This is a genomic window from Planctomycetia bacterium (assembly GCA_016795155.1).
GTDB lineage: Bacteria > Planctomycetota > Planctomycetia > Gemmatales > HRBIN36 > JAEUIE01.
On sequence record JAEUIE010000067.1, the window covers coordinates 1 to 20,080 of the forward strand.

The 20,080-nt window shown below is 51.5% G+C and carries 24 protein-coding genes; 15 read left to right on the forward strand and 9 right to left on the reverse strand.

Annotated elements, in window-relative coordinates; all coding sequences use genetic code 11:
- Nucleotides 1–239: 239 nt before the first annotated feature.
- Complete coding sequence (locus JNJ77_21665; protein ID MBL8825210.1) at nt 240–458, forward strand: addiction module protein; 219 nt, start codon at nt 240–242, stop codon at nt 456–458.
- Between the two features lie 59 nt (nt 459–517).
- On the forward strand, nt 518–754 hold the full coding sequence (locus tag JNJ77_21670; protein MBL8825211.1) for a type II toxin-antitoxin system RelE/ParE family toxin: 237 nt from the start codon (nt 518–520) through the stop codon (nt 752–754).
- Nucleotides 755–756: 2 nt separating this feature from the next.
- On the opposite strand, the gene JNJ77_21675 is transcribed toward JNJ77_21670, so the two are convergent.
- The 4 genes from JNJ77_21675 to JNJ77_21690 form a co-directional block, all read right to left on the reverse strand.
- On the reverse strand, nt 757–3,009 hold the full coding sequence (locus tag JNJ77_21675; protein MBL8825212.1) for a sigma-70 family RNA polymerase sigma factor: 2,253 nt from the start codon (nt 3,007–3,009) through the stop codon (nt 757–759).
- Between the two features lie 345 nt (nt 3,010–3,354).
- Nucleotides 3,355–3,756 (reverse strand): cytochrome c, encoded by a 402-nt coding sequence (locus JNJ77_21680; GenBank protein MBL8825213.1) that lies wholly within the window; start codon nt 3,754–3,756, stop codon nt 3,355–3,357.
- Nucleotides 3,757–3,829: 73 nt separating this feature from the next.
- The gene (locus tag JNJ77_21685; GenBank protein ID MBL8825214.1) at nt 3,830–4,360 is read right to left on the reverse strand and encodes a GNAT family N-acetyltransferase; all 531 of its coding nucleotides are present in this window, start codon (nt 4,358–4,360) and stop codon (nt 3,830–3,832) included.
- 30 nt (nt 4,361–4,390) lie between these two features.
- On the reverse strand, nt 4,391–5,653 hold the full coding sequence (locus JNJ77_21690; GenBank protein ID MBL8825215.1) for a hypothetical protein: 1,263 nt from the start codon (nt 5,651–5,653) through the stop codon (nt 4,391–4,393).
- A gap of 227 nt (nt 5,654–5,880) precedes the next feature.
- On the opposite strand from JNJ77_21690, the gene JNJ77_21695 reads away from it, so the two are divergent.
- The 5 genes from JNJ77_21695 to rplI all read left to right on the forward strand — a co-directional run bounded on the left by JNJ77_21695 (nt 5,881) and on the right by rplI (nt 8,926).
- On the forward strand, nt 5,881–6,549 hold the full coding sequence (locus tag JNJ77_21695; protein MBL8825216.1) for a 50S ribosomal protein L25: 669 nt from the start codon (nt 5,881–5,883) through the stop codon (nt 6,547–6,549).
- Nucleotides 6,550–6,587: 38 nt separating this feature from the next.
- Nucleotides 6,588–7,226, forward strand: coding sequence for an aminoacyl-tRNA hydrolase (locus JNJ77_21700; GenBank protein MBL8825217.1), 639 nt, complete (start codon nt 6,588–6,590; stop codon nt 7,224–7,226).
- 76 nt (nt 7,227–7,302) lie between these two features.
- A complete protein-coding gene (gene rpsF / locus JNJ77_21705) occupies nt 7,303–7,704 on the forward strand; it encodes a 30S ribosomal protein S6 (GenBank protein MBL8825218.1) in 402 nt (133 codons plus the stop codon).
- Between the two features lie 90 nt (nt 7,705–7,794).
- A complete protein-coding gene (gene ssb, locus JNJ77_21710) occupies nt 7,795–8,286 on the forward strand; it encodes a single-stranded DNA-binding protein (GenBank protein MBL8825219.1) in 492 nt (163 codons plus the stop codon).
- Nucleotides 8,287–8,341: 55 nt separating this feature from the next.
- On the forward strand, nt 8,342–8,926 hold the full coding sequence (gene rplI, locus JNJ77_21715; protein MBL8825220.1) for a 50S ribosomal protein L9: 585 nt from the start codon (nt 8,342–8,344) through the stop codon (nt 8,924–8,926).
- A gap of 86 nt (nt 8,927–9,012) precedes the next feature.
- On the opposite strand, the gene JNJ77_21720 is transcribed toward rplI, so the two are convergent.
- Nucleotides 9,013–9,600 (reverse strand): hypothetical protein, encoded by a 588-nt coding sequence (locus JNJ77_21720; GenBank protein ID MBL8825221.1) that lies wholly within the window; start codon nt 9,598–9,600, stop codon nt 9,013–9,015.
- A 117-nt stretch (nt 9,601–9,717) separates the two neighbouring features.
- Here JNJ77_21720 and trpB point away from each other — a divergent pair, with 117 nt between their 5' ends.
- The 4 genes from trpB (at nt 9,718) to JNJ77_21740 (ending at nt 12,811) form a co-directional block, all read left to right on the forward strand.
- Nucleotides 9,718–10,938, forward strand: a complete 1,221-nt coding sequence (trpB, locus tag JNJ77_21725; protein MBL8825222.1) for a tryptophan synthase subunit beta — start codon at nt 9,718–9,720, stop codon at nt 10,936–10,938.
- Between the two features lie 77 nt (nt 10,939–11,015).
- Complete coding sequence (locus JNJ77_21730) at nt 11,016–11,408, forward strand: hypothetical protein (protein MBL8825223.1); 393 nt, start codon at nt 11,016–11,018, stop codon at nt 11,406–11,408.
- Nucleotides 11,409–11,433: 25 nt separating this feature from the next.
- Nucleotides 11,434–11,880: a hypothetical protein gene (locus JNJ77_21735; GenBank protein MBL8825224.1), complete on the forward strand. Its 447-nt coding sequence runs from the start codon at nt 11,434–11,436 to the stop codon at nt 11,878–11,880.
- Between the two features lie 13 nt (nt 11,881–11,893).
- On the forward strand, nt 11,894–12,811 hold the full coding sequence (locus JNJ77_21740; GenBank protein MBL8825225.1) for a hypothetical protein: 918 nt from the start codon (nt 11,894–11,896) through the stop codon (nt 12,809–12,811).
- On the opposite strand, the gene trpC is transcribed toward JNJ77_21740, so the two are convergent.
- Nucleotides 12,808–13,674: an indole-3-glycerol phosphate synthase TrpC gene (trpC, locus tag JNJ77_21745; GenBank protein MBL8825226.1), complete on the reverse strand. Its 867-nt coding sequence runs from the start codon at nt 13,672–13,674 to the stop codon at nt 12,808–12,810. The two genes, JNJ77_21740 and trpC, sit on opposite strands and share 4 nt — an antisense overlap.
- Nucleotides 13,675–13,761: 87 nt before the next feature.
- Between trpC and JNJ77_21750 the strand changes: the two genes are divergently transcribed.
- A complete protein-coding gene (locus tag JNJ77_21750; GenBank protein ID MBL8825227.1) occupies nt 13,762–14,163 on the forward strand; it encodes a DUF2237 domain-containing protein in 402 nt (133 codons plus the stop codon).
- Between the two features lie 99 nt (nt 14,164–14,262).
- Here the strand turns inward: JNJ77_21750 and JNJ77_21755 are convergent, their stop codons facing one another.
- Together JNJ77_21755 and JNJ77_21760 are read right to left on the reverse strand one after the other, a co-directional pair.
- On the reverse strand, nt 14,263–15,306 hold the full coding sequence (locus JNJ77_21755) for a hypothetical protein (protein MBL8825228.1): 1,044 nt from the start codon (nt 15,304–15,306) through the stop codon (nt 14,263–14,265).
- 440 nt (nt 15,307–15,746) lie between these two features.
- Nucleotides 15,747–16,028: a hypothetical protein gene (locus JNJ77_21760; protein MBL8825229.1), complete on the reverse strand. Its 282-nt coding sequence runs from the start codon at nt 16,026–16,028 to the stop codon at nt 15,747–15,749.
- A gap of 97 nt (nt 16,029–16,125) precedes the next feature.
- Here JNJ77_21760 and JNJ77_21765 point away from each other — a divergent pair, with 97 nt between their 5' ends.
- The gene (locus JNJ77_21765; GenBank protein ID MBL8825230.1) at nt 16,126–17,355 is read left to right on the forward strand and encodes an HRDC domain-containing protein; all 1,230 of its coding nucleotides are present in this window, start codon (nt 16,126–16,128) and stop codon (nt 17,353–17,355) included.
- A gap of 110 nt (nt 17,356–17,465) precedes the next feature.
- A complete protein-coding gene (locus JNJ77_21770; protein MBL8825231.1) occupies nt 17,466–18,971 on the forward strand; it encodes a Gfo/Idh/MocA family oxidoreductase in 1,506 nt (501 codons plus the stop codon).
- 163 nt (nt 18,972–19,134) lie between these two features.
- Here the strand turns inward: JNJ77_21770 and JNJ77_21775 are convergent, their stop codons facing one another.
- On the reverse strand, nt 19,135–19,863 hold the full coding sequence (locus JNJ77_21775; protein ID MBL8825232.1) for a DUF1080 domain-containing protein: 729 nt from the start codon (nt 19,861–19,863) through the stop codon (nt 19,135–19,137).
- 78 nt (nt 19,864–19,941) lie between these two features.
- Here JNJ77_21775 and JNJ77_21780 point away from each other — a divergent pair, with 78 nt between their 5' ends.
- Nucleotides 19,942–20,079 carry a hypothetical protein gene (locus tag JNJ77_21780; protein ID MBL8825233.1) on the forward strand — a complete coding sequence of 46 codons (138 nt, stop codon included), beginning with the start codon at nt 19,942–19,944 and terminating at the stop codon, nt 20,077–20,079.
- Nucleotide 20,080: the final 1 nt, after the last annotated feature.

The following is a 20,080-nucleotide window of genomic DNA, read 5'->3' on the forward strand; positions in this document are numbered from 1 at the left end:
TATTAACGTGGCTAATGACGTGCCTTCCTTGGCACCACGCAAAGCCTGATCTCCTGATGTGTTGTGTTGCTGTTCGCAAACTACAACGTAACCTCTTGAGATCAGGCTGTTTAGATCAACTTAATTACCGGATGGCCTCTATACGCAAACCGTGGCACCCACCTCGCATGACTTCTGATGCATGGGTACTTAGTAGACATAGATCAGTTGCGATAATTTCGCACATAGCAGAGACACTGATGATGGTCAAAGAGCTTGGAATTGACAGGCTGAGCGTACTGGAGAAGCTAACTCTTATTGAAGAGATCTGGGATTCCCTGCCTGAGAATGTACAAACCGATGAAATACCTGAGTGGCATCAGAAGGAACTCGCTAAAAGGCTATCTCATGCCAAGGCGTTTCCTCACGATAAGAAGCCGTGGCGTGAAGCATTGGCACGGTATGGAGAAGTGTCGTGAACAAGTCGGTAAACCTGCGATCATAAGCAGAGGCCGACATTGAACAAGCCCATAACTATTTGGAGGAAATTCGCCCTGGACTGGGTAAACAATTCGTTGCCCGAGTCAGACAGGTATTGGAGCGTATCGCATCAATGCCTGAAATGTATGCAACAGTATTTCAGGATGTACGAGCAGTCAGGTTACGACAATTTCGATATGTCCTTTACTACATCGTCTTGACTGATTCCATCGACGTGCTGGCAGTTCTTCATGGTTCGCCTGATTCTTCTGTGTGGCAGGCTCGATTTCAATAAGCTCACTGGTCTCGCTTCTTTGCTTTCATCTCTTCGAGTTGAATCTCAACTTCGATTCGTCTTAACTTAACTGCCAGTAGATCAGATTTGGTACGCGATCCCGATTGATAGCCCTTTTCCGCATACCCTTCGAACTCTTTAAGCAACTTTAAGTGCTCCTCGAGCGATTTTATTTTCATGTCACTGTCCTTGGCGAGGGCCAGCCGGGCATCCAGCAACTGCTGTGATAACTGCCCTGATTCCTCCAGGGATGCCCTGCCTGCCCGGTACATCTCTTTCCAAATGTCCATCCGTTCCTCAGCCACCTTCAGCCGTTGTTGCTTGAGTTCAAGAATCTGTGGCGAGACATCGGGTGATGGGTTTGGTTGTGTGGACCCAGCGGGAACTTCCTGATGTGGGGCGCCCAGAACGAGAGAGTCTTTCAGTGACTTGTCCACCCGTTTGTAAGTGACACTCAGACTCCTGAATGCTTCGGTTGCATTGTTGCCTGGCTCGAAGGCCGTTGGGCTGCGGTTTAAGGGCGACTGGGGATTGGGAACGAGTTTATCGTCCTTGAGCATGAATGGCACTGCGCCGGAAATTTGGTAGGTGAATTCGTTGTCCTTGAGTTCATAGATGCCAAGCTGCCGTTCACGAAGTAAATTTTTGTTAATCGTCTCAGCGATATAGATATCTCGGTTAAGCTTGTCTGTACTCGAGAAATACCCTTGAAGCTTATCATTTGCGTCAGCAACAGAAACGATATCCAGGTCAATCTGCTTTGGTGTGGCAGTCTCATTGAGGGCGAATACGCTCGGAGGACCATCATGATGAGAACCTTTATGGATATACCTGCGAAGATACATGTTCTTTTTGAAGATCATTTCCTCGGCTGATTCAAGTTCATTAGTGACAGGGTTGCGTTCTTCCTTTCGCCAGATGCCTTCGAGGCGGTCGTAATCACTGGCTCGACGAAGAGTCAGATGCCAAATGTCTGGATCGTTTTCTGTACTCTTCGAAACATCCTGTGCATTTTTCTTTGGTGCAAGAACTATCTCGAATTTACCCTTCAGCAACTTGATGCTGCCACGTAGCTCAGCCAGTGTAACACTCGAAGGAGAAGCAGGGTCAAATGTCTCAAAGGGAATAATCTCATAAGGAGTGAAGTGTTTATAATTCGCAGGCAACACATCAAGCCAGTTATTGGAAATGAGCACCTGATTGCCTGCAAATCTCCAGAAACTCAGCTGGCTGAGTTTGACATCTCGCCCAGATCGCATGCCAGTCAGCAACCCTACCTCTCTGGCGGTCAGACTGGTCGCATTCGACTTTTCCATCACCCATTCACCCTGCAGCAGATCATGCAGCCTTTGGGGCTTTGCCTGATTCTGAGAAGGCTGTTTCCGTGATTCAGATGGTTGCTCTCTACCGTGCCACGCCCAGGCGCCGGTACCCACGCACAAGCATGCCAGCATAACCGCAGCAGCCATGTATTTCACTTTCGTCATCAGCATGGATGTCATTACTCCCTGGGCCAGCGTGATGGCAGCGCTGGCTGGAACCTGAGAAGTCTTATGCACGACATGGCTGGCCAGGAGCGTGGTAGCCTGTACCAGCAAGGCAGGCACCTGGGCTTCGAGCTTTGTCATCGTCAATGCGCCTGCGGTCAGCGTGGGAACGATGCCTCGCTTGAGCAGACGATCCTGCAATAGTTTCTTACCTCGTGCCAACCTACCTGCCACCGAGCCGAGTGGCCAACCTAGTTGCCTGGCTGTTTCTTCTCTGGATTGCCCCTGCAGTTGGCAGAGGATGATTGGCGTGCGGTATTTGCCGGGCAGCCTGTCGAGTTCTGCATCGAGCAGTGTAGCCAGGTCTTGCTGTTCGATGATCCGTGCAGGGTCGCTGGTGGTGATGTGGGAAGTCATGCTGGCAGCCTGTTGTTCGTGACGCAATCGACGTGCAGATTTAGCCTGAGCCTGCAAAGCAGTTCGGCGGGCAACCTGCACCAGCCAGCCTGCCACGCTGGGCCATCGCTCCATGCTTTGCCCCTTTCGAGCCAGCACCAGGAACGTTGCCTGGAAAACATCATCGGCCTGCTCGCCTGGGCCAACGAGTCGGCGAATGATCCCCAGGATCAATGGGCCATGCCGCTGAACCAGCGTGGCAAAGGCCTGCTCATCGCGCTGGGTGCGGAAACGCTCCAGCAAGGTGCCATCGTTCTCGTCGGTGCAGGCGAGATGGCGAAAGGATCGCAGATAGGAAAATACGCCGGACATGATGACCTAAAAAGTGAGCCAACACCTATCATGCCGCGCCGGAGGTGAAACAGTACAGAAATTTCGTGTTTTTATTCAGGCAAGGGAAAAGCCCGTGACAACAAGTCCACAGGCTGGAAGAAACATCATGCAGATCGGCTGAAGTTATTGTTCAAACTTAGCATTATTCCCTCTCCCCCTTGGGGAGAGGGTTAGGGTGCGGGGTTTCGTTTCATGGCGCAGCCTTTCATGCTTTTGTTCACACACCTATCATGAAGGGCTTCGCCATCAGAAGGATCCCCTCACCCCCGGCCTCTCTCCCTGAGAGGGAGAGGGGAGAAAACGATGATCCATTTGTAAGTTGAATTACGGCTGATGCAGGTTATGGCATTCCTTGCAACTGTTGTTGATCTTGCTGATCAGCGTCTTGGCATTGGGATGATCTTTCTTGCCTGCTGCTTCGCTGAGGGATTTGACATTCTTGGTGAGAGCTTCGGTCAGTTTCTTCCAACTGTCAGCCTCGCCTTGCGGCTGTTTTTCCTTGCACAAGGTTTCACAGAGCTTAACCAACTCTTTCGTGTTCTTATCAACATCGTTCCAGTTGGGATTATCCTTATCGATTTCCAGGCTGATCTTGTGACGAAGGCCTCCTTTCTTGAAGCCTTTCTCCATGATCTCTTCGATTTTGCCATGCATGAACATGGCACCAGCACCACCTATGACTACCAGGCTGGTTACAATCACCAGCATCAGTTTCCTGCAATTCATATCAGACTCTCCTGCACTTGGGACTACTCATGGGATAAGCATCTGACGGGATGTTGTCAATGCGGATGAGGGGTCATGCTGCAGATGAGTCAGTTTTCAACAAGCCGTAGAAAGCTTGATCTTGAACAGTGCCTGCTTTGATGACGTGTTGTCGATGGATGCCCTCGAGCTTGAAGCCTGCTTTTTCGAGTACCCGTCTGGATGGGTGATTATTGGCCATCACGCCGGCGTAGAGTTTACGCAGGGGGAACTGTGCGAAGGCCCACTGGGCGAACGCTTTCACACAACTGGTAGCCAGCCCCTTACCCCAGAATGGTTCAGCGAGCCAGTAGCCTATTTCTGCAGTGCCTGTTTCGATATCGTTCTGCAGACATAGACCCATGCTGCCTATAGCGTGCTGTTCAAATTCGATGGCGAAGTTGCAGAGAGGGTTTTCCGAAGAGGCACATTCAATCCAGGCTTTGCCATCTGCTTCGGTGTAGGGAAAAGGCATGCGGTTGCGGAGATTGATCCAGACATTGCGGTTGTTGGCACAGCGAACCAGGCTGGCCAGATCACTATGTCGCCAGGGTCTGAGGAGGCAGGGTGGTGCGGGGATTTTCATGCATTATCCATAAGCAGACAACATGCATTATCATGAATGCTGAGCGAGAGACAGGTTCGGTGTTCTTTTGCGTTTGGTCAACCACATCAGCAAGGCAGAAAACAGCACGCCAGCGCAGAGACCAAACAGCGGATACCAATTGGATATGGGGTTGTAGTTCCAGTAATCAAAGTATCGTTCGTTGCCGATTACCAGGCCGTTTTTTTCGGGAAGAGAAAAGGCATATCTGATGGCAGATGATTTTTTGCCTTCAAGCCCTGAAATGCTTCCGTGAAGTTGGTTGGTTTTCCGGTCGAACAACAGTAACGAATCTGCCTCTGGCCAGCATTTATCAACGACATTTGCGAACGTTGCGCCGAGTTGCTTCTTGAGCCATACTCGTCGTCGATCGAATTTGGAAGCAGAATGTATCAAGCGAAAGTCCTTGTCAGCCAGATGATTGAAGCCTGACGAAGAAAGACTGACTTCTTTCTCCGGAACTTCCTGAAATCCGTAATCCGTTCGGACGAAGTATTGCACGGTCAGTTTGTTCCCTACTGGGTTGGTGAAATTTGAACGTAATGCACTAAACGATTGCCCATCCGATGACCATTCAAGATCGGACACATAGCCTTCGATCTCAGGTAAATGCTCTTCGTTTTTAATGTCATACAGCTGTAATTGAGTGACAAGTTGAGCTTTATTTCTTCCCGAAGGGTCAACACAACACCGGTAAGCAATACGTGCATCGGGGTTCACGTTGAAATATAATTCATTAGTTCTCTGCCATTTGATACGGATTGGATCAACCGTCTTATCTAGCTTCCAGACTGTAATTTGTTGGTAGTCTCTTGCCACAAGCGTATTATTTTTCAGAAACACATTGTCCACCATCCGCTCCACCCAGAACCGCTTCTCCACCTTCCCCGCTTTCCAGTCGAACAGGATCACCTGCTTTTCTTTGCTTTTCTTTTCATCGTAATGCGAAGCTGGAAAGACTACATATCGCTCATTATCACTCAAAACACATTCCCGTATCTGTGCGGCACTGGCATCGAGCAGTTCTCTGGTAATGGGGATACGGAACTGTTCCACACCTGTTTCTGGTTCCAACCCAAAGAGCGACTGTTTGCCTTGCGAAGTGACTTCCGCGACCAGCAAGGTGGAATCGTTGTTGACGTAGCCCAGGGGTTTCACCACATATTCTGCCTGGTAAGTCCAAACGGGCTTCTGGACAGGCAGCAATTTCCAGCCTGCAAACAGCCCCAGCATGGGCAGAATGACCAGCAATATCCAGCGTAGCAGCTTCCACATGGAAGCCATCGTATCAGGATTATTGAACTATGCAACAACGTATCATGTTATGCACCATGCACTTGGGTGGAATGTCAATTTAATGCTTCAAGCACTTTTCCGTCAGAGTTGGCGTGAAATTCGGGCTGAACACTGCTAAAATCACCGTAAATCCCTTGCCAGCAAGGTGTATCATTCGCACTATAATCATTCGCGACTGAGTACGCCTATTTGCATTGAGTGAAGACATGTCAACATCCGCTTTGAAGAGTTTAGGGGCAGAAACCCGCAAAAAATCGGGGTCTGCCGAAGCACGCCGACTGCGTCGGACAAAACAGATTCCCGCTGTCGTGTATGGACACAAGGAAGACAACGAGAACATCAGCATCAGCCACGATGATTTCGGGCTGATCGTTCGCTACAACCAGCGCATTATTGATGTGGAAATCAAGGGTGGCAAACCCCAGAAATGCCTCGTACGCGATGTGCAGTGGGATGTTCTGGGCAAGGAAGTGGTACACGTTGATTTCGAACGTGTTAGCGCTGATGAACGCATTCACCTGAATGTACCTATCAAGCTCAAAGGCAACGCGATTATTCCCGCTGGTTCGGTGCTCAATTTCCATCTGCACGAATTGGAAATTGAATGTACTGCTGCCAGCATTCCAGAGCAGATCACAGTCAATATCGCTGAGCTGAAGCAGGGTCAGGCGATCCATGTGAAAGAACTGGAATTGCCTGCCGGCGTAAAAGCGTTGACCGATGCCGATGAAACCGTGGTGGCGATTGTCACGCACGTGGAGAAGGTGGAAGCCACGCCGCTGGAAGGTGCAACGGCTACCGAGCCTGAAGTACTTACCGCCCGCAAGCCAGTTGAAGGTGAGGAAGGGGACGCGAAAGACGCCAAGAAGAAATAACATCATCCTGGTGGTAAGCCTCATCGTCGGAAGCGAGTATGAAGATCGTGGTGGGGCTGGGAAATCCGGGATCGCAGTATCAGGGCACGCGGCATAATGTCGGTTTCGAAGTAATCGATATGCTGGCCAGCGGACCTGGAGGCGGCAGATTTCAACGCCGGTTCGATGCCGAGCTGGCGGAGGGGCTGGAAGGCCTGGAAAAAGTGCTGTACCTGAAGCCACTCACGTTCATGAACCTGAGTGGCCGCTGTGTCAGAGCAGCCTTGGATTTCTATCAACTGCCTGCCACGGAACTGCTGGTGATCTGTGATGATGTGAACCTGCCTCTGGGCCAGCTTCGCATGCGAGCAGGCGGATCAGCAGGCGGGCACAATGGGCTGAAGGACATCGAGAAGCACCTGGGCACACAGAACTATGCCCGGCTGCGCATGGGTGTCAGTGGCCCCGGTCGATCCGACCTGGCTGACTACGTCCTCTCGCGGTTCAAGCCGGGAGAAAAAGATGTAGTGAACGATATGGAGATTCGAGCAGCTCAGGCAACAGGCTGCTGGATTCGTGAAGGTGTGGCAACAGCGATGAATCGCTTCAACGCACCTGAGAAAGAACCGAAACCGAAAAAGCCTCGACCTCCCCGTGAGGAAAAGGACACAGAAAAACAGGACAAGCCAACTGAATGAACACACTGTGCGGCTGAAAAGCTAATCCCTCTTCAGTCCATTTCCTACCGCACGGTTATTTTTGAGGAGACGCGACGTGGCAGGCGAATTGTACGAAATGCTGATTATCTTCGATGCCAACAAGTACAACAGCGATGCTGCTGGCACCGTGGATGCAGTACACCAGATCATCACCAAGAATGGTGGTGAAATGGTGGTGAGCCGACCCTGGGATGAACGCCGGTTCACTTACCCGATCAAGAACCAGAAGAAGGGTATGTATTACCTGCTCTACTTCCGGGGCAAGGGTGAAGTGGTACACCCCATCGAAGCTGACCTTCGGTTGAGCGAAACCATTCTGCGGTACATGATGATCAACATTCATCCGAAGCTGCACGAACAGATGATTACGATTGCCAAGGATGAACATGCCGCGGTGGCCCTGCATGCACCAGGCCTGGCAGAAGAAGATATCATGGGCATTAACGTCGGAAGATAGTTTCCGATTTCGCGGCTTGTACAGCTTGCGATCGAGCAACATCACGCTTAGGCTAGGTTCATGCAGATAGTCACATGACGGAGTGCCGCGATGGCTAACTTGAACAAAGTGATGTTGATTGGTCGCCTGACCCGCGACGTGGAAACCCGCCAGTTCTCCAATGGTGGCAAAGTGGCCAAGTTTGGCTTCGCCGTCACCAGTAGCCGGAAGAAGAACCAGCAGACAGGCAAATGGGAAGATGAACCCTGTTTCCTGGATGTGGAAGTATTCAATCGGGGCGAATTTGGCAAGAAAGCCGACACGGCTGAGCAGTACCTGTCCAAGGGCAAGCAGATCTTCATTGAAGGTCACCTGAAGATGGACAGTTGGACCAGCCAGGATGGTCAGAAACGAAACAAGCTTGTGGTGGTATGCGAGAACTTTGAATTTCTCGATGCCCGCGAAGGTGGGAATTTCAGTGGTGGATCGCGTCAGGGTGGTGGCAGCAATCGTGCCCAGTACGATGTGCCTAACCCCGATGAAACACCTGATTCCACCCCCAATTTTGCACCCGATGGCGATAAGGAAGACATCCCTTTTTAACGAAACAACTGGTCTCGCTGACCACTTCCAACAACCTTTAACGTGTGAATGAATCATGGCCAAAGCAGCAACCGCACCCAAGACCGAAAAGAAAACCAAAGCCAGCAAGGCTGCGGAACCGAAGAAAAAACTGCCTCAGAAAAAGCAGAAGCACAACCATGTGCCTCGTGGCAACCACGGTGGCATGAAACTGATGCTCATTGAAGACGTACAACACGTTGGCAAGGCAGGCGACGTGGTCGAAGTGAAGATGGGCTATGGCCGCAATTTCCTGCTGCCCCGCGGCCTGGCTACCTTCGTCACTGCTCACAACAGCAAGCTGCTCGATCTGCACAAGATCAAGGTGCAGAAGATGCGTGAAGCCAAGCTCGCCGATCTGCGTGCCATGGCTGAACAGCTTCAGCGTGTCAGCATCACTATTCAGTCAATCGCCAACGAAGAAGGCCATCTGTACGGCTCCGTGGGCGCTGCTGAAATCGTCACAGCACTCAAGCAGCAGAATCTGGTCATCGATCAGGAAGCTGTCAGGCTCGAAGGTGTGATCAAGGAACTGGGTCTGTACGAAGTGAAGCTCGTGCTGGCGCCCGAGATCGAATCGAACATCAAGGTGCTGGTCATCAGCCAGACCGAGAAGAAGTAATCCATTCGGAAAAGCGAAAAAGGCCGCTGAGCAACTCAGCGGCCTTTTTTTATTCCCTCTCCCCAATGGGGAGAGAGGAGAATCCCTTATTTCTTCTTTGCTTTCTTTTTGGGTGCATCAGCTGGTTCGTTCTGACAGCAATCTTCTTTTTCACAGGCAGTAGGGTCGCAGCCGTTTTCTGCACAGCAACTGCCTGCGCTGCAGCATTCACCCAGCAACGTGGGCGAAGTAGCCATGGCAATCAGCGGGTTCATCGGAATCATGCTGGGCAGGGTGAAATCCGGGTCGAACGGAATCAGGTCAAACCCGTCAATCAGTGCCTTGGTGTGTTTGTTGAATGCTGACAGGGAAACACCGAGCTTGTTCGCCAGATCTGCTTTTTTGTAATGCAATGGCAATTCGGGGTCGTGCAGAAAGTTGACAAACCCCACTGCCCCGACGATAGCAGCAGCCCAGGTATGTAGATCGCCCTGGCGTGCCGGCGAATTCTCCACGCACAGTCCCCGGGCCATGACCCGGCACATGTCACGATATTCCTGGTTGAGCAGTTCCTTGCAGAACAGATCGGTATGCTTCGTCAGGTCTTTTTCGAGCGTTTTCAGTGAATGCAGTTGCCCAGCCGCTTTGGCTTTGACAGGTTTGCTGGCTTGTTTCTTCTTCTTGACCGGTGCCATGATGACTTCCTGCTAGAGTTGCTCTTACAGTACCATTTCACGGGCTGTTTGACAGCATCAACTTCACTCCAACCGATTTGTACAATGATATCATCATTCCATTGAGTTACTTCATTCATGACTGCGCCTATGCCCGGCAAACTGTCTGCCGTTCCCGATCAACAAGGTCGTTTTGGCCCGTTTGGTGGCAGGTATGTGCCTGAAACGCTGATGCCTGCCTTGGAACAGTTGACTCAGGCTTATCTGCAGGCCAGGCAGGATCCTGCATTTCAACAGCAACTGTCGCACTATCTGTCGAACTACGTGGGCCGCCCTACACCGCTGACTTTTGCTGAAAGGCTTACCAGGCAGGCGGGTGGCGCTCGCATTTACCTCAAGCGGGAAGACCTGCTGCATACCGGCGCACACAAGATCAATAACACCATCGGCCAGGCGCTGCTGACGTTGCGTATGGGCAAGACGCGGGTGATTGCCGAGACAGGTGCCGGGCAGCATGGCGTTGCGACTGCCACCGCGTGTGCACTGTTTGGCTTGCCTTGCCGGGTCTACATGGGTGCAGAGGATGTGCGTCGGCAGAAGCTGAACGTCTTCAAGATGCGGGCGATGGGAGCGGAAGTGTTTGAAGTAACCACCGGCAGCCGAACGCTGCGTGACGCCATCAACGAAGCCATGCGCGACTGGATGGGTTCCGTGCGGGATACGCATTACATACTCGGCTCGGTGGTGGGCCCGCATCCTTTCCCGCTGATGGTGCGTGATTTTCAAAGTGTGATTGGCCAGGAAGCCAAGCAGCAGTGTTTATCGCAGCTCGGCAAGTTGCCTGACATGGTGATTGCCTGTGTGGGTGGTGGCTCCAATGCAGCGGGCATGTTCTACCCATTCATTGATGATGCCTCGGTGAAGATTATCGGCGTAGAAGCAGGCGGGCGAGGTGCATCGCAAGGTGAACATGCATCAACACTCAGTTTCGGTCAGCCTGGCGTGTTGCATGGTACATTCAGTTACGTGCTGCAGGATGAAGATGGCCAGACTGCCGATGTGCATTCAGTTTCCGCAGGGCTTGACTATCCAGGAGTGGGGCCGGAGCACAGTTACTGGAAGGAATCAGGCCGGGTGCAATACACCTATGCTGATGATGCAGCGGCACTGGAAGGATTCCAGCTTTGCAGCAGGCTGGAAGGCATCATCCCTGCCCTTGAGACATCGCATGGCGTGGTGGAAGCAATGAAGCAGGCAGCACGTTTGCCAAAGGATGCAGCAGTGGTAGTCTGTTTCAGCGGCCGGGGCGATAAAGATTGTTATGAAGTGGCGAGGCTGTTGGGACAGGAGGCGGAGTAACCACGAATCTGTGCTTCACTGGGATCCTTATGATTCAGATGCATTCATTTCTCATTCTGGTAGTCTGCTGCATCGGAATGTTTCACGATGAAGAAGATATCTATGAATTTATCCCTTCGAGCACGAAATCAAAATACCACTCAGTTGGAATAAGGGATTGCCTCGGTACCATCGACGCTGATGGCAATTTCAGGCCTAATTTGTCAGATTTGGAAAAAATGATAAATGCATTTAAACGCAAGCTCCCACGCTCCCGCATGGGTCCATCAAATCTTATTGAAAGAAAACACACCAAGGAAAAAGTCTACGAAAATCGATCCGGCATCCTAGTGCCAATGGTCTTTGACGAATACCGTGGATTGATTCCTGAAGTTGGTGGTAAGATCATTGATTTCAAGGATTACCGGTACAGTCCCGAAGCCCGGCGAATTTATAATCTGCCGGGGAGATTTGTTAGAATTGTCAGATAAGCAGTGCTTACACTTGAGATGCTCTATGATTCACATGCTTTCTTTTCTGATTCCAATTGTTTGTTGCATCGGGATGCTTCACGATGAAAAAGATAACTACGTCTATGAACCAATCAAGAGATCAACACAACACAATGTTGGTAAGAGGAATTGTTTAGGCACCATAGACGCTGATGGATGTTTCAGACCAGATTTATCAGAATTGGAAGAGATTATTGAATCTACCAAGCGTAAGTTGGTGCGTACTAGTATAAGATCGGCTCCGCTCACGACCGCCAAGCAACCCAACGAAAAAGTTTACGAATACCGTTCTGGCATCCTCGTGCCAATGATCTTTGACGAATATCGTGGACTGATTCCCGAAGCCGGTGGCAAGATCATCGACTTCAAGGATTATCGGTACAGTCCTGAAGCACGACGGATTTACAATCTGCCGGGGAGATTTGTCCAAGTTCCCAAATATAAGCAATGATTCGGAATGATCCATGCGGCGTAAGTATTTGATCCTTGGTTTGGTGATAGCCCTGACAGGTTTCCTGGCCTGGTGGTTCTGGCCGGTGCGCGCGCTGACACCACAACTGCTGGACCAGATCAAACCGGGCATGACAGCTGATGAAGCCATCGCCATTCTCGGCAAGCCAACTTCCGATCGTTATCTTCGTGACGGCCTGGGCATTGACCGAATCATTGTCGAAGTGGATGGCAAGTCGGATTGGCAAAATGTCGTCATCTTCCGGCCTCAGAGTTCCTGGAATTCCTATCTGCAGGTTGCCCGGACCGAGGAGTTTCCGGGAAATACCTGGCAATCGGGTCAAAGTCATTTCTGGATCGACCAGCATAAGCTGCTTTGGATCACTATCGATAAGCAGAAGAAGGTAAAACAGCGAGGCCTGTGCGATTACACCGCACGGCCTGGGGAAATGAGCCAGTGGGCAGACCGGAAACTGAAATCGCTTAGCCCACCAGCACCCCCAGCTAAAACAGCTCCCGCACCGTTGCCTAATCCGTTTCCCGAGGGTGAATACGTTTTCGAGTGGGATACCACCATTCGCGTAGTTCATCCGGTCATCGACATGGATTGTGTCGGAACCATTGACAAGAATGGCACCTTCGTTGCTGATCTGATGGATGTCGATAAGGCCATTGAAGCATCGAAGAAAGGGACCAAGCGAGAGCTAAAAGATATTCCCAGGCTGGTGGAAGCGAAACAACCCAACGAAAAAGTCTATGAGTTTCGAAGTGGCGTATTGATACCGATGATTATCGATGCCAAAGGGCGGCTGTTGCCTGAAATTGACGGAGAGATCATCGAATCGAAAGACTATCAGTACAGCCCCAAAGCCCGCCGCATCTACAATCTGCCAGGCCGATTTGTTCCAAAGGCAACGGGGAAAAGTTCCTAACGACAGAACCCCCTCACCCCCAACCCTTCTCCCACCCGGGGAGAGGGGAGAAAGTGAAATGGCACCGTGCCTAACTGCTCAAATGCAGTTTTCACATCCGTCGCTTTCATCAGCGTTTCGCCGACCAGAATGGCCTTGATGCCGGCAGCGGCGAGGGTTTCCACGTCTGCACGTGTTTTGATGCCACTTTCACTGATGACGGTGCAGGAGGCGGGAATCTGTTGAGCCAGCGCAAGCGTGTGCGACAGGTTCACTTCAAAAGTATGCAGGTTGCGGTTATTGATGCCGATGAGCGTAGCGCCAGCAGCCAGCACGCGAGGCACATTAGCAGCTTCGTAACATTCCACGAGGGCATCCATCCCCCACGACTGAATCTCCAGAATCAGATGAGCTAGCGTGGCATCGTCAAGGATTTCTGCAATCAGCAGCACCGCATCGGCCCCTGCAGCTTTCGCCTGCAAGACCTGGTAGCGTTCCAGAATGAAGTCTTTTCTAAGCAGCGGCGTATTGACCTCGGCGCGTACTTTTCGCAGGTCATCAAGACTGCCTCCGAAATGGGGCGTATCGGTCAAGACGCTGATGCAGGCTGCACCACACTCGGCATAGGTTCTTGCAAAGGTAATAGCATCGGCATTGGCCTGGATGGCTCCTGCTGAGGGTGACTGGCGTTTGACCTCAGCGATGATGCGAATGAAATTCGTTTCTTTCAAGCTGCGATGAAAACGGCTTGGGTAATGGGTAGTGACAGGCTCGACTTTGACAGATGCCAGCGATTGCTCCAGGGCACTTTCACTGAGCTGGGCGCGAGCTGCCTTGATTTCCTCACGCTTGTCGCGAACAATCTGGTCAAGAATCGTAGGCATGGCACCGTTCTGGAAGATGGAATCAGCCGCATGTTGTTCCTATCACAATAGAAGATATGAAGTTTGAACGGGAGGCGACGAGAGATGATGCCTGAACAACGCAATGTGCTGGGTGGTCCGCTGCAGATGTGTTCTGTCGCTCCCGTGACGGGATTCTATCGCACCGGCAAATGCGAAACCGGGCCAGATGATCATGGCCAGCATTGTGTCTGCATCCTTACCACGGCAGAGTTTCTCGCCTACTCGAAATCGCGAGGCAACGATCTGAGTACGCCGATGCCGGAGTATCGCTTTCCAGGGTTGCAGCCTGGCGACCGGTGGTGCCTGTGTTCGGAACGGTGGAAGGAAGCCTACCAGGCGGGCAAGGCACCGCTGGTGGTGTTGGAAGCAACGCATGAATCGGTGCTGGAGATTGTGCCTTTGGAAGTGTTGCAGCAGTTTGCTGCGACGGGCATCAGCAAGCTGCGCGGGGATATCAGGCCGAATTAAGTAAACCCGCAAAAGTAACTATGCAGTAAATTGGCACGGTTAGCGTGGGTACACGCAAACCGTGGCACCCAAACCGTTGATCTAAAATGCGAAATGCAGTTAGCAGGTCAGGCGGCCGGTGTAGTTGAAGTCCATTGAGAGAGAGGTGACCAGAGCCACCAGGTCGATCAGTTTGTTCTGTCGATCCTTGGGCTTGTAATGCAGGTCGAGAGTTTCGGCGCGGTCAGCGAGTTTGTCAACAATGGCTGATACCTCGTCGGTTTCGAGCGTTGTCCAGCGGACCACCCGTTCTGAAAGGAGCAGTCTCTCATCCTGAATCAGGCTGCCTGCTGGCTTGGTGATACGGGAACGGAGCACCGGAAACACCTGGCGGAGTTTGTCATCGACATACCCCTGGGCTTCGGAGCGGTAGCGCTCGGCCTGTTTGCCATAGTGTTCAGCCAGGGTCCAGGGCATTTCCGAAACAGGCTGATAATCGGGGCCATCCTGACGAAGAGGTTTTACCCCCCGAATCTGCCTCATGAGATTATCAAGGTAATCGAGTTTCTTGATGGCAGGCCAGTAGCGGTACTTACGCCGCCAGGATGAACGAGGTGTCAGCCAGACTGCAAAGGTCTCGGCAAAGTCTTCATCCGGATGTTTCTGTGCGTAGGTGCGGCCCCATTTGTGATGGGAAATATGCCTGACAAATTGCCTGCTCATCGGGTTAGGCAGGTAGTGGTCGCGATAAGGCTTGAAGAACTTGCCAAACATCTCGGTCCAACCATCGTATTCCCAGAGCCGGTAGGCATAGTTCAGGGCATGGCCAGCTTCATGGCGGAGCAGCATCATAACGAACTGTTCATCTTCCAGTTCGCCAGTTTGTTCTTCTTCAAGCCGGGCGAGTCGCCGATCGGTAAGGTAAAACGGAATGCCAATGATGGGAACTTCATTGGGGCAGCCCCAACCATCGGTCAGGTAACACCGGGGCTTGAAAACAATAAGCTTGCTTTCCAGTTCCTTGTACAGCCTCCTGATGCAGTCATCGACATTGGAATCCTCGATGGTGAGGCCCAGATCACAGAGCCTGGTCTGCAAGAGTTCATAGCGCACGGTCTCCCACCCATTCACGACCGATAAGGCTCGCAGGGCGGCAGGACTCATGGGCAGAGACACCTTCCAAGGCTGAACGAATGCGTCCAGCAGGTTAATACAGGCTCCTGTGCTCCACACACAGGGTCGATGGCTGTTTCAAAATAACAGGTAACCAGTGCAAGTCTAGAACTATTCTATCAGCCTGACTGGGGATGCAGTCAAGGTGTACATGCACGGTTCGTTACAACATCTCATTGGGGAAGCATTTGGAGCAATAATGAAAAATAACTGCAACTTTTTCAACGATGGAATCACCGCATATTTCATCATAAGTTTTTGTTAATAAACAACTTGCGTCCAATTATTGAATTTAACGCTGGATTCAACATTTTACAGAATAGTGTTAACACTTTTTCATCATTCAAGCCATGTAAGAGCTAAACAGCATTAATTCTATAGTGACAATATTATTCTAATAGAGTACATTATAGCTTGTTTGAAGTACCGCATTACTCATCGCTAGAAGCATCGATGACATGAGCAAACAAGGCAACTGCAACCACTTCATCTGCACGGACATGGACTTTGGAGCGGTTGGTTTTGATGCCTGAGGTTTTCGCAGCAGCAACATAGTTTTCACGTGTCGTAGGGCTGTCACGAAAATCGTGCAGGTCAGCATTTTCCAAGGTGAGAAAGTCCTGGTCTACCTTGACCAGTTTCCCGATACAGACATAAGGACTGCGTAGATCAAGCACGACACGCTTGTTGATCAGGCTGAGTAGAGTTTCCATTTGTTTACCTGCTGGAAGGCTGAGCTTCATTTAATATCGTATGCTTCACCTGAAGAGTGGCTCGGTTTGTCCTGATGAGAGGCATGGAAAGACCAGTATGACGTCAGTGGAACGGATTATTGATCGTCAGGACGCGCTGGCTCATGCTGTAGATCATCTCTCACAGGCAGCTGTCATCGGTTTTGATACCGAATTTGTAGGCGAACAGTCGTTCCATCCCGAATTATGCCTGATCCAGGTTTCCACTGCCGATCGCCTGATGCTGATCGACCCCCAGGCGTGCGACAAGCTGGATGACTTCTGGGAATTGATGACATCCGGGAAAGTGGAAGTGGTAGTCCATGCCGGGCGGGAAGAGATTCGTCAATGCATTCGGGCTACCGGCTTGCCACCGCAAAAGTGCTACGACGTTCAGATTGCAGCAGGATTGCTCGGCCTGGGCTACCCGCTGGGGCATGCAGCACTGGTGAATCAATTGCTGGGTGCCAACCTTTCCAAATCGGAAACACTGACAGACTGGCGTACACGACCATTAACGCCACAACAGGTTCGCTATGCCTATGATGATGTGCGTTTCCTCATACCGCTTTATCAGCGAACGCGAGGGAAGCTGGAAAAACTGAACCGACTCGATTGGGCTAAAGAAGAGTTCCAGCGATTGACCGTCATTGCAGCTGATGAAGCTCCCAATAACCTGGAACGCTGGCGGAAAGTGAAAGGGACCTCTTCGCTGCACCCGCGACAGTTGGCAGTCCTGCGTGAAATGTTTGCCTGGCGACAGGAGCGGGCAGAAGCACTCAACCGCCCGGCACGTACGTTAATTCGCGATGAAATCATGGTCGATCTCATCCGTCGTGATCCGAAAACAGTTACCGATCTGCAGGGTATGCGTGGACTGGGAGTCGCACGGCGTGACCTCGAAGGTCTGCTGGCAGCCATGGAACGAGGCAGAAAAACACCGAACGATCAGTGGCCTGTGTCGCCTCCCAAGGAAACCGAACCGCCACAACTGTCGGTGCTGGTGGAATTTCTGCAGGTGGTGCTGGGGCAATTGTCCCTGCAGATGAAATTGTCTTCCAGCTTGATCTGCACCGTCAGTGATTTACGCAACATCATCAAACGAGCGATGGGTGAAAAAACCGGGAATACGCTGCTCAATGAAGGCTGGCGGCTGGCACACGTCCGGCCGTTTCTGGATGCGGTATTGCATGGCCAATATGCCATGCGAGTTGGCAAGTTGCAGACCAGTTCGCCGTTAGAGTTTACCGGACCGGAGTTGCCTCTTCACCTTGCCCAGCCTGCTGAAAAAGTGCAGCCCTCAAGCTGAACTTCGGCTTCTTGAGTGAAACAAACTTCCATTCAATTGAATGCTTGACCTGCGTGTTGATACAGGGTCTAATGCATTGCCTACCGTTTAGCCTACCTTGAGGTTTTGTAATGTCTCTCCATTCGCGTCGTGATTTCCTTCGTGACAGTTCGCTGCTGGCTGCTGCATCCGTCTCCCTCGCTCAACTGAGCTATGCCCAGGACGATAAGAAAAAGAAAGAAAAAGAGATCGTCAAGAAGCCCAAGGTGGGTGCCAACGAACGGATACGGGTGGCAGTGATCGGTTTCAATGGCCAGGGAATGGGGCATATCCGTGGCTACTCCGATATGCCTGAAACTGAAGTGGTCATGCTGTGCGATGCTGATCAAAAGGTTTCAGAGAAAGGCATCAAGGAAGCGTTGAAGTATCAGGACAAGAAGCCTGAATATGTGCAGGATTTGCGTCGGGTGTTTGAAGACAAGAACATCGATGCTGTTTCCATTGCTACGCCTAATCACTGGCATGCCCTGGCGACCATCTGGGCGATCCAGTCAGGCAAAGATGTGTATGTTGAAAAACCGGTGAGCCACAATGTCAGCGAAGGCCGGCGGATGGTCGAGTTCGCCCGTAAAAACAACAAGATTGTGCAGACGGGCACGCAGAGCCGCTCGCAAGGTGGAATGAGACAAGCGATTGAGTTGATTCATTCAGGCAAGATCGGGCCAGTCAAGCTGGCGTACGGCTTGTGCTACAAGCCACGTGGCAGCATTGGAAATGCCAACACTTCCGTCAAGATTCCCGAGTCGATTGATTACAACCTCTGGTGCGGCCCAGCACCGATGGATCCACCTGTCCGCAATTCCGTAGTCCATGGCCCGGTGCATTACGACTGGCACTGGTTCTGGAATTATGGCAACGGCGACCTGGGTAACCAAGGCATCCACGAAATGGACAAGGCCCGCTGGGGCCTGAATCTCAAGACTCTGCCTGATTCGTGCTGGAGCATTGGCGGCCGGGTTGGCTATGTGGATTGTGCAGAAACCGCTAACACGCAACTCTGTTTCTTCAATTATGCCAAAGAAGGATGTCGGCTGATCTTTGAAGTGCGTGGGCTAAAGACCAACGACTATCGTGGCTCCAAGATTGGCAATATCTGGGTTGGCCCAGAGGGTTATGTAGTCAGCAATAGCTACTCAGCAGGCATTGCCTACCGGCCCGATGGTGAAAAGATTGCCGAGTTCAAAGCTGGTGGTAACCACTTTGCCAACTTCATCAAGGCAGTAAAGAGCCGCAAGCACACCGATCTGAATGCTGACATTGAAGAAGGCCATCTCTCCAGTGCCTTGTGTCACTTGGGTAACATCAGTTACCGGCTGGGACACATTGCCAATGCTGAAGAGCTTGCCAAGACGATGGATAACCCCAAGAGCCTGGGCATGTGTGATGAAGGCGCTGATGCCATCGTCCGCATGAAACAACACCTGGCTGACAACAATGTTGATATCGCAGGCAAACTGCGGATTGGCAAGCCTCTTGAACTGGATCGTTCCACTGAAACCTTCAAGAACAATAGCGAAGCCAACACGATGCTGACCCGCGAATACCGCAAGGGGTTTGAAGTGCCAGCGTCGGCATAAGGGTTTGGTGCATTGTGGCAGGGTTATTCATGTACTCATGTATGACCCTGCGAAACAACGAAGTTATTGCACATCCAGCAGGGTCATTCGGAGTACCGAATAACCCTGCCACAGCTATCAAGCCTTCTCTTTAGGGGAAGCAAGCTGTCAATCGCATGTTGCCCTATTCCGCTTTACGGGCCAATTCTACTTCTTTCACTTTCACATTACGAAACGCCACCGGGCCGTGGTCGCCCTGGAGCAGTATCGGGCCTTCGGACACTTCTTTGCTTTGCCGCCAGTTGGAACCGGTGGGGAAACGCATCTCGATGTTCTCGTGAATGATATCCCCATTCATGACAATTTTGACAAAGCAGGCTGGTTCCACTTTCTTTCCCTGCTCATTGAACCGGGGAGCGCGGAAGGTAATCTGCAAGCTCTGCCATTCGCCTGGCTTCTTGCAGTTGGCAACGCTGGGAGGGGTGCCTCTATCAATGGTGTGATAGCGGGGTTTCGGTTCGCCACGTGGATAGACGCCTCCACAATCGGAACCGGTCAACTCGCTTTGTTTCTTGCCGAAGCTGTCAAAGAGTTGAATCTCGTAGTGGCCTATGAATTTGACTCCTGAGTTGGATTTCTCACCCATTATGAAGTCGCAGGAAAATTCGACATCCTTGTAATTCTTTTTGGAGATGAGGTTTCCCGTGCGCCCAGTGGGGCCGTTGACGATGATCGGACCGGTGCCGGGTTTGCCTTCCAGAAGCTTGTTGTTGCCCGGCTTCAAACCAACTTCGGTAGTGTGATACCATTGGCCCGATGCACGCCAGGCTGCAAAGCCTTCGCTACCTGACAGATCAACCCAGGCATCGTCGCCAGCGTATAACAAACAACTCAGAAGAATGGTAAGCAGCATCGGGGGTACCCATTGTCAGATAGGGACTATAATGTTCTTAGATTACTCTACCTTACCCTTACAAACCAGCGGCGAAATATGATGATTCGACTGATTGTTCTCATGGTGGCTGTGCTGTTTGTTTCAGGCTGCGATCAGCTTCTGGGGCATTCGATCAAATCACAGAAGACGGGGCCGGTCAGCACCAGCCATAAGTCGACGGCTCCGGCACATTGAT